8 protein-coding genes are annotated in these 7,703 nt (G+C 71.7%); 7 read left to right on the top strand and 1 reads right to left on the bottom strand.

Annotated elements, in window-relative coordinates; translation table 11 throughout:
- The 3 genes from ilvD to VGE38_RS10915 all read left to right on the top strand — a co-directional run.
- A partial coding sequence (gene ilvD, locus VGE38_RS10925; protein WP_331142566.1) for a dihydroxy-acid dehydratase occupies positions 1 to 1,638 on the top strand: 1,638 nt, incomplete at its 5' end.
- 3 nt (positions 1,639 to 1,641) lie between these two features.
- Positions 1,642 to 2,628, top strand: a complete 987-nt coding sequence (locus VGE38_RS10920; RefSeq protein WP_331142565.1) for a hypothetical protein — start codon at positions 1,642 to 1,644, stop codon at positions 2,626 to 2,628.
- A 23-nt stretch (positions 2,629 to 2,651) separates the two neighbouring features.
- Positions 2,652 to 3,389: a GNAT family N-acetyltransferase gene (locus VGE38_RS10915; protein ID WP_331142564.1), complete on the top strand. Its 738-nt coding sequence runs from the start codon at positions 2,652 to 2,654 to the stop codon at positions 3,387 to 3,389.
- A gap of 15 nt (positions 3,390 to 3,404) precedes the next feature.
- Here VGE38_RS10915 and VGE38_RS10910 read toward each other — a convergent pair whose 3' ends face one another.
- Complete coding sequence (locus VGE38_RS10910; RefSeq protein WP_331142563.1) at positions 3,405 to 3,869, bottom strand: hypothetical protein; 465 nt, start codon at positions 3,867 to 3,869, stop codon at positions 3,405 to 3,407.
- A gap of 74 nt (positions 3,870 to 3,943) precedes the next feature.
- Between VGE38_RS10910 and VGE38_RS10905 the strand changes: the two genes are divergently transcribed.
- The 4 genes from VGE38_RS10905 to ilvN all read left to right on the top strand — a co-directional run bounded on the left by VGE38_RS10905 (position 3,944) and on the right by ilvN (position 7,653).
- On the top strand, positions 3,944 to 4,360 hold the full coding sequence (locus tag VGE38_RS10905) for a VOC family protein (RefSeq protein ID WP_331142562.1): 417 nt from the start codon (positions 3,944 to 3,946) through the stop codon (positions 4,358 to 4,360).
- Positions 4,361 to 4,365: 5 nt separating this feature from the next.
- Positions 4,366 to 5,037, top strand: coding sequence for a 4a-hydroxytetrahydrobiopterin dehydratase (locus VGE38_RS10900; protein ID WP_331142569.1), 672 nt, complete (start codon positions 4,366 to 4,368; stop codon positions 5,035 to 5,037).
- A 259-nt stretch (positions 5,038 to 5,296) separates the two neighbouring features.
- The gene (locus VGE38_RS10895) at positions 5,297 to 7,093 is read left to right on the top strand and encodes an acetolactate synthase large subunit (RefSeq protein ID WP_331142561.1); all 1,797 of its coding nucleotides are present in this window, start codon (positions 5,297 to 5,299) and stop codon (positions 7,091 to 7,093) included.
- Positions 7,093 to 7,653, top strand: coding sequence for an acetolactate synthase small subunit (gene ilvN / locus VGE38_RS10890; protein ID WP_331142560.1), 561 nt, complete (start codon positions 7,093 to 7,095; stop codon positions 7,651 to 7,653). The genes VGE38_RS10895 and ilvN overlap by 1 nt, the downstream gene beginning before the upstream one ends.
- Positions 7,654 to 7,703: the final 50 nt, after the last annotated feature.

Genomic DNA, 7,703 nt, shown 5'->3' with positions numbered 1-7,703 from the left:
GGCGCGCGTGGCCTGTGGCGCGCTACCGGCATGAAGGACGGCGATTTCGGCAAGCCCATTATCGCAGTGGTCAACTCGTTCACGCAGTTCGTGCCCGGCCACGTGCACCTGAAGGACCTCGGCCAGCTCGTCGCGCGCGAGATCGAGGCAGCCGGCGGCGTCGCCAAGGAATTCAACACGATCGCCGTGGATGACGGCATCGCCATGGGGCATGACGGCATGCTCTATTCGCTGCCGAGCCGCGAGATCATCGCCGACGCGGTGGAATACATGGTCAACGGCCACTGCGCCGACGCCATGGTCGCGGCCGCCGACGACAAAATCTCCGACGGCGACATCAAGGCCATCGAGGAAGCCGCCTGCCCCACCTGCGGCTCGTGCTCGGGCATGTTCACCGCCAACTCGATGAACTGCCTCACCGAGGCGATCGGGCTCTCCCTGCCGGGCAACGGCTCGACGCTGGCCACCCACGGCAAGCGCCGGGCGCTGTTCGAGGAGGCCGGCCGGCTGATCGTCGACATCGCGAAGCGCTACTACGAGCAGGACGACGAGTCGGTGCTGCCGCGCAACATCGCCAACCGCTCCGCGTTCGAGAACGCCGTCGCGCTCGACGTCGCCATGGGCGGCTCGACCAACACCGTGCTCCACCTGCTCGCCGCGGCGCGCGAGGCCGAGCTCGACTTCGACGTCGCCGACATCGACGCCATCTCGCGCCGTGTGCCGTGCCTGTCGAAGGTCGCGCCCAACAGCCCGAAGTACCACATGGAGGACGTCCACCGCGCCGGCGGCATCCCCGCCCTGCTCGGCGAGCTGCGCCGGGGCGGCGCGCTCAAGGAGGACGTGCACTCGGTGCACTCGCCCGGTCTCGACGCGTGGCTCGGCACCTGGGACATCCGCGGCGAGTCGCCCTCGCAGGCCGCGATCGACCTCTTCCACGCCGCACCCGGCGGGGTCCGCACCACCGAGGCCTTCTCCACCGACAACGAGTGGGCGAGCCTGGACACCGACGCGGCCGAGGGCTGCATCCGCGACTTCGCGCACGCCTACTCCGCCGACGGCGGGCTGGCGATCCTGCACGGCAACCTCGCCGCCGACGGCTGCGTCGTCAAGACCGCCGGCGTGGCCGAGGAGATCTGGACCTTCTCCGGTCCGGCCGTCGTCTTCGAGTCCCAGGAGGACGCCGTGGCCGGCATCCTGGGCAAGAAGGTGAAGGAGGGCGACGTCGTCGTCATCCGCTACGAGGGCCCCAAGGGCGGCCCGGGCATGCAGGAGATGCTCTACCCGACCTCCTTCCTCAAGGGCCGTGGCCTGGGCGCCAAGTGCGCGCTGATCACCGACGGCCGCTTCTCCGGCGGCACCAGCGGACTCTCCATCGGCCACGTCTCCCCGGAGGCGGCGGGCGGCGGTGTCATCGCGCTGGTCGAGGACGGCGACGTCATCTCCATCGACATCCCGAACCGCTCGATCCGGCTCGAGGTCGACGACCTGGTCCTCGACGAGCGCCGGGCGGCGCAGGAGAAGCGGGAGAAGCCGTACACCCCGGTGAGCCGCGACCGGGTCGTCTCGGCGGCGCTGCGCGCCTACGCCTCGATGGCCACCTCGGCCTCCGACGGCGCCTACCGGCGCGTCCCCGACTAGGTCGTGCGGCTCCGGATGGGGCCGGCCACGGTCGCGATCGCGGCGGTGGCCGGCGAGGCGGTGCTGTTCGCCGCCATCGCGCTGACCGGCGGTGGGGGAGCGGCGACGGCGGACGAGGCCCGCGCCGGCGTACGGGCGGCCGGGTGGGCGCACTCGCGGACAGCCACGACCGGGTCGACCGGGGAGACGCCGGCGGCCATTCCTGCGCGCCTCCCGGGCGGTGGGACGCAGGTGTTCGAGGGCAACCGGTTCCTCGTGGCGTACTACGGCACGGCGGGCACCGGTGCGCTCGGCGTGCTGGGTGAGGGACCACCCGATCGGGTGCACCGGCGGCTGGTGCGCGCCGCCGCGCCGTTCGCCCGGCCGGGCAGCCCGGTCCAGCCGGTCTATGAGCTCATCGTCACCGTCGCCGACGCCTACCCCGGCAAGGACGGCGACTACAACCACGACATCCCGCGCGCCGCGGTACGCCGCTACATCGACGCCGCGCACCGCAACGGCGCACTCGTCGTGCTCGACATCCAGCCCGGCCGGGCGAACTTCCTCTCCGTCGCCCGCCGTTGGGCGTGGGCGCTGCAGGACCCCTGGGTCGGACTCGCGCTCGACCCCGAGTGGCGGATGGCGCCGCACAGCGTCCCGGGCCGCGTCATCGGCAGCGTGCACGCCCGCGAGGTGAACCGCGTCTCGGCCTGGCTCTCCGGCCTGGTGGCGCAGCGCGCGCTGCCGGAGAAGCTGTTCGTGCTCCACCAGTTCCGGACCTCGATGCTCCAGCGCCCCGAGCGGATCGTGCGCCGCCCCGGGCTGGCGCTGGTGCAGCACGTCGACGGGTTCGGCACCCCGGGGCAGAAGCTCGACACCTACCGCGCGGTGGCGCGGCCGCGGCAGTTCGCCATGGGCTTCAAGCTGTTCTACGACGAGGACGTCCCGCGCATGCGCGCGGCCGCCGTACGACGGGTGCGGCCGGTGGTGCGGTTCGTGAGCTTCCAGTGACCGGCGATCGGGAGGAGCGACGCGTGCCGCAGGTCGACGAGTTCGGGCAGGCGGTCGGCGACCTCGTCCCGGGCTGGGAGCCGCGCGAGCGGCCCGCGCCGGTGACGCTGACGGGCCGCTACGTCCGCGTGCAGCCGCTGACCTCCGCGCGCTACTCGGAGCTGTTCGACGCCGTCTGCGGCCCCGAGGACGGCCCGCTGTGGACCTATCGGCCCATCCGTCGACCGGGCAGCCTGGCGGAGCTGTGGATGCACCTCGCCGCGATCGTGGACGACCCCGCCAACGTCACCTTCGCCCTGGTCCCGCGGGAGGGGCCGTACGCCGGCCGGGCGGCCGGGATCGCGTCGTACCTGCGCATCGAGCCGGCGACCGGACAGGTCGAGGTCGGTGGCGTGCTGTTCGCCCGTGCCCTGCAGCGCACCCGGGCGGCCACCGAGGCGATCCACCTGCTGATGCGGCACGCGTTCGACGACCTCGGCTACCGCCGGTTCGAGTGGAAGTGCGACAGCCTCAACGAGCCGTCGCGCCGCGCGGCCGCCCGGCTCGGGTTCAGCCACGAGGGCCGGTTCCGCCGCCACATGATCACGCAGGGCCGCAACCGGGACACCGACTGGTTCTCCGTCATCGACGCGGAGTGGCCGGCGGTCCGCGCCGCACACGAGCGCTGGCTCGACCCGGCGAACTTCGACGGTGGTCGGCAACTCGCCTCGCTGAGCGATCTCACCGCGCCGCTGCTGGCCGGACAGTCTCAGGGTTCGTAGCTCAGGGCCGGTAGCTCAGGGCCGGTACTCGTGGCCCGGCCGGCCCGGAGTGCGCCGGTCCTCCTTGAGCTCGGACTCGTAGAGGTGACGCCGACCCTCGGCGAGCGCGTCGCGGGCGGCCTTCTCGAGCTCCCGGAAGGCCGCGTAGTAGCCGTCGTCGTACTCCTCGACGATCTGGAACGTCCAGCGGCCCCACAGCACGTTGCGGCCGACCAGCTCACGCTCGAACCGGTCGGCGAGCTGGGTGTGGCCGGCTTCGCGGAGCTGGTCGACGCCCTTCCCGAGCGTGAAGTCGGCGGTGCCGCTGAGCCGGTGGAAGGTGTAGAGGTGGCCGCGGGCGATCTCGACGGCCTCCAGCGCCTCGGAGATGTTGCCGAGCGCCTCCACGGTCAGGTCGTCCACGCCGTCGGGTCGCTGGTGCGCCTCGTCGGTGCCGGCTGTGGTCGGGTCGTCGGTCGGGCCGGTCGCGTCAGTGGTCATGAGGGCCGGTACCCCGAGGCGGTGCCGGGCCGCGCCGCTCGCCGCTGTCGGCGCCTGATGGCAGGGTGGTCCCCATGGACCAGCGGATCAGCTTCGTCACGCTCGCGGTCGGCGACGTCGAGCGCAGTCGTGGCTTCTACGTCGACCGTCTCGGCTGGCAGCCGGAGGTCTTCGTTCCGGGCGAGGTGCTGATGCTCCGCGCCGGCGAGCGGCTGGTGCTCAGCCTCTGGGACCGCGCGCACTTCGAGGCCGAGGTCGGCGAGATCGGCGCACCGAGCGGCGTGCCGCCCGTGACGCTCGCCCACAACGTCGCCACGCCCGCCGAGGTCGACGAGGTGCTGGCGACCGCTCGGGAGGCCGGGGCGGAGCCGGTCTCCGCCGGCCAGCAGCGCGAGTGGGGCGGCTACACCGGTTACTTCGCCGATCCGGACGGGTACCGCTGGGAGGTCGCTTACAACCCGGGCCCGATCGGACAGGTGGTGCTGCCGTGACGTCGATGTCGGACGACGACCGCCGGGTGCTCTCCGGCACCGAGGTCGAGGAGCGCCGGCCCGAGGAGTGGCGTCAGCTGCTCGGCCGGCTCTGTGCCCGCTTCCGCACGGCCGACTTCGCTGCCGGGCTCGCCCTGGTCAACCGGATCGGCACGGTCGCCGAGGCGGCCGACCACCATCCCGGCGTCGACCTGCGCTACGGCCACGTCGATGTCCGGCTGCGCAGCCACGACGTCGGTGGCGTGACCTCGCGCGACCTGCGGCTGGCCGCCGAGATCAGCGGCCTGGCCGCCGACGCGGGTGCGGTCGCCGAGCCGGGCGGCCTGGAGATCATCGAGCTGGGCCTCGACACCTGGGACGCCGCCGAGCTGCGCCCGTTCTGGGCCGCCGTGCTGGGCTACGGCGATGCCGCGGCCGACGACCTGGTCGACCCCACCGGGCTCAACCCGTCGGTGTGGTTCCAGGACACCGAGCCCCACGCCACCCCGCCACAGCGGTGGCACCTCGACGTGTGGGTGCCGCCGGAGGAGGTGGAGGGCCGCATCGCGGCGGCGCTGGCCGCCGGCGGGACCCTCGCCGACCAGAGCGCGGCGCCGAGCTTCTGGGTGCTGGCCGATCCCCAGGGCAACCGGGTGTGCCTCTGCACATGGCAGGACCGGGGCGACCCCGCTGCCTGACGACGGCTCACTAGCCGCATCGTGGGATTACTGTCCCGAATGGTGGGACGGGTGAGAGACTGTGCTGACGGAACCGACGCTGCGGAGTACCGTGGGCGCATGCGCCAGGAGATTCTCGTACGCACGCGACGCGCCCGCTGACCGATCAGCAGACGCGTCTCCCTCCGTTGCCTTGTGGCCGGAGGGTTTTTTGTTGCCGTGCCAGACCACCTGACGAGCCCGACCGCACCACGAAGGCACCACAGATGAGGAACAACCGATGAGCGAAGAGATCCTTGGATCGAGCCGTTCGCGAGGTACGAGCGAGCGAGTCGAGATCACCGGGGCGCAGAGCCTGGTCAAGTCGCTGGAGGCGGCCGGGGTCGAGCACATCTTCGGCATCCCGGGCGGCGCCATCCTCCCGGCGTACGACCCGCTCATGGACTCCAGCATCCGGCACATCCTGGTCCGGCACGAGCAGGGTGCCGGGCACGCCGCGCAGGGGTACGCCGCCGCGACGGGTCGCGTCGGCGTCTGCATGGCGACGTCCGGCCCGGGTGCGACCAACCTCGTCACGCCGCTGGCCGACGCGCACATGGACTCCACGCCGCTGGTGGCGGTCACCGGCCAGGTCGGCACCGACCTCATCGGGACCGACGCCTTCCAGGAGGCCGACATCCGCGGCATCACGATGCCGATCACCAAGCACAACTTCCTGGTCACCGACCCGGCCGAGATCCCGCAGAAGATCGCCGAGGCGTTCCACATCGCCAGCACCGGCCGTCCGGGCCCGGTCCTGGTCGACGTCACCAAGTCGGCGCTGCAGTCGATGACCTCCTTCGACTGGCCCACCGAGCTGCACCTGCCCGGCTACCGACCGGTGACCAAGCCGCACGCCAAGCAGATCCGCGAGGCGGCTCGGCTCATCGTCGACTCCCGCCGGCCCGTGCTATACGTCGGCGGCGGCACGATCCGCTCGGGTGCCAGTCGCGAGCTCGCCCAGCTGGCGGCGCTCACCGGCATCCCGGTCGTCACCACGCTGATGGCGCGCGGCGCGTTCCCCGACAGCCACCCCCAGCACCTCGGCATGCCGGGCATGCACGGCACCGTCGCCGCGGTCGCCGGCCTGCAGAAGAGCGACCTCATCATCAGCCTCGGCGCCCGCTTCGACGACCGCGTGACCGGCCGGCTGGACTCCTTCGCGCCGAACGCCAAGGTCATCCACGCCGACATCGACCCGGCCGAGATCGGGAAGAACCGGCACACCGACGTCCCGATCGTGGGCGACATCCGCGAGGTGCTCGTCGACCTCATCGCGGCGCTCGAGGCGGAGGCGGCCCAGGGCCGTACCGGCGACTACGAGGCGTGGGTCGCGTTCTGCGTCGGCGTGAAGGCGAAGTACCCGCTCGGCTACGAGGCACCGGCCGATGGCCTGGCGCCCCAGTACGTCCTGGAGCGGCTCGGAGCCATCGTCGGTCCCGACGCGATCTACACCGCGGGCGTCGGGCAGCACCAGATGTGGGCTGCGCAGTTCGTGGGCTACGAGCGGCCCAACACCTGGATCAACTCCGGCGGCCTCGGCACGATGGGCTTCTCGGTGCCGGCAGCGATGGGCGCCAAGGTCGGCATGCCGGACACGACCGTCTGGTCGATCGACGGCGACGGGTGCTTCCAGATGACCAACCAGGAGCTCGCCACCTGCGCGATCGAGGGCATCCCGATCAAGGTGGCGGTCATCAACAACGAGTCGCTCGGCATGGTGCGGCAGTGGCAGACGCTGTTCTACAACCAGCGCTACTCGAACACGAACCTGCAGCGACACGGTGGCCCCGTGCGGATCCCCGACTTCGTCAAGCTCGCCGACGCCTACGGCTGCGTGGGGCTGGCCTGCGAGAGCGCCGACGACGTCGACGCCACGATCGAGAAGGCGATGGCGATCGACGACGCCCCGGTCGTGGTCGACTTCCGGGTCCACCGCGACGCGATGGTGTGGCCGATGGTCGCCGCCGGCACCAGCAACGACGAGATCAAGTACGCCCGTGACCTGGCGCCCGTCTTCGAGGAGGACGACCTCTGATGACCACCCTGAAGACCGAGACGACCAAGCACACCCTGAGCGTGCTGGTCGAGAACAAGCCGGGTGTCCTGGCGCGCGTCGCGGCACTGTTCAGTCGCCGCGGCTTCAACATCGACAGCCTCGCCGTCGGCCCCACCGAGCACCCCGACGTCTCCCGGATCACCATCGTGGTCAACGTCCAGGGCAGCCCGCTGGAGCAGGTCACCAAGCAGCTCAACAAGCTCGTCGAGGTCATCAAGATCGTCGAGCTCGAGCAGGACAACCGGGTCCAGCGACAGCTCACGCTGGTCAAGGTCGCGGCCACGTCGTCCACGCGCGGAGAGGTCCTCGACATCGTCCAGCTGTTCCGGGCGAAGGTCGTCGACATCGCGGCCGACGCGATCACGATCCAGGTCGTCGGCAACGCCGGCAAGCAGGCCGACTTCCTCCGGATCGTCGAGCCCTACGGCATCCGTGAGCTGGTCCAGTCCGGCATGGTGGCGATCGGTCGCGGGTCGCGGTCGATCTCCGAGCGGCCGGCCCGCCCGGTCGCCGTACCCGCGCCGCCGGCCGCCAGCTGAGCCAGCCCCGCCACGGGTCCGCCCGTCGGCCCAGATACGTTCATCCCACC

The sequence above is a fragment of the Nocardioides sp. genome (assembly GCF_036405735.1).
Taxonomy (GTDB): domain Bacteria; phylum Actinomycetota; class Actinomycetes; order Propionibacteriales; family Nocardioidaceae; genus Nocardioides.
The sequence above is the reverse complement of the archived record's forward strand: the minus strand, read 5'-3'. Positions and strand labels throughout refer to the sequence as shown.

Bases quoted from the DNA above. Each gene is read 5' to 3' on its own strand.
- VGE38_RS10910 (WP_331142563.1), bottom strand. From the start codon at position 3,869: ATGACCACTGACGCGACCGGCCCGACCGACGACCCGACCACAGCCGGC.
- VGE38_RS10905 (WP_331142562.1), top strand. From the start codon at position 3,944: ATGGACCAGCGGATCAGCTTCGTCACGCTCGCGGTCGGCGACGTCGAG.
- VGE38_RS10900 (WP_331142569.1), top strand. From the start codon at position 4,366: ATGTCGGACGACGACCGCCGGGTGCTCTCCGGCACCGAGGTCGAGGAG.
- VGE38_RS10895 (WP_331142561.1), top strand. From the start codon at position 5,297: ATGAGCGAAGAGATCCTTGGATCGAGCCGTTCGCGAGGTACGAGCGAG.
- ilvN (WP_331142560.1), top strand. From the start codon at position 7,093: ATGACCACCCTGAAGACCGAGACGACCAAGCACACCCTGAGCGTGCTG.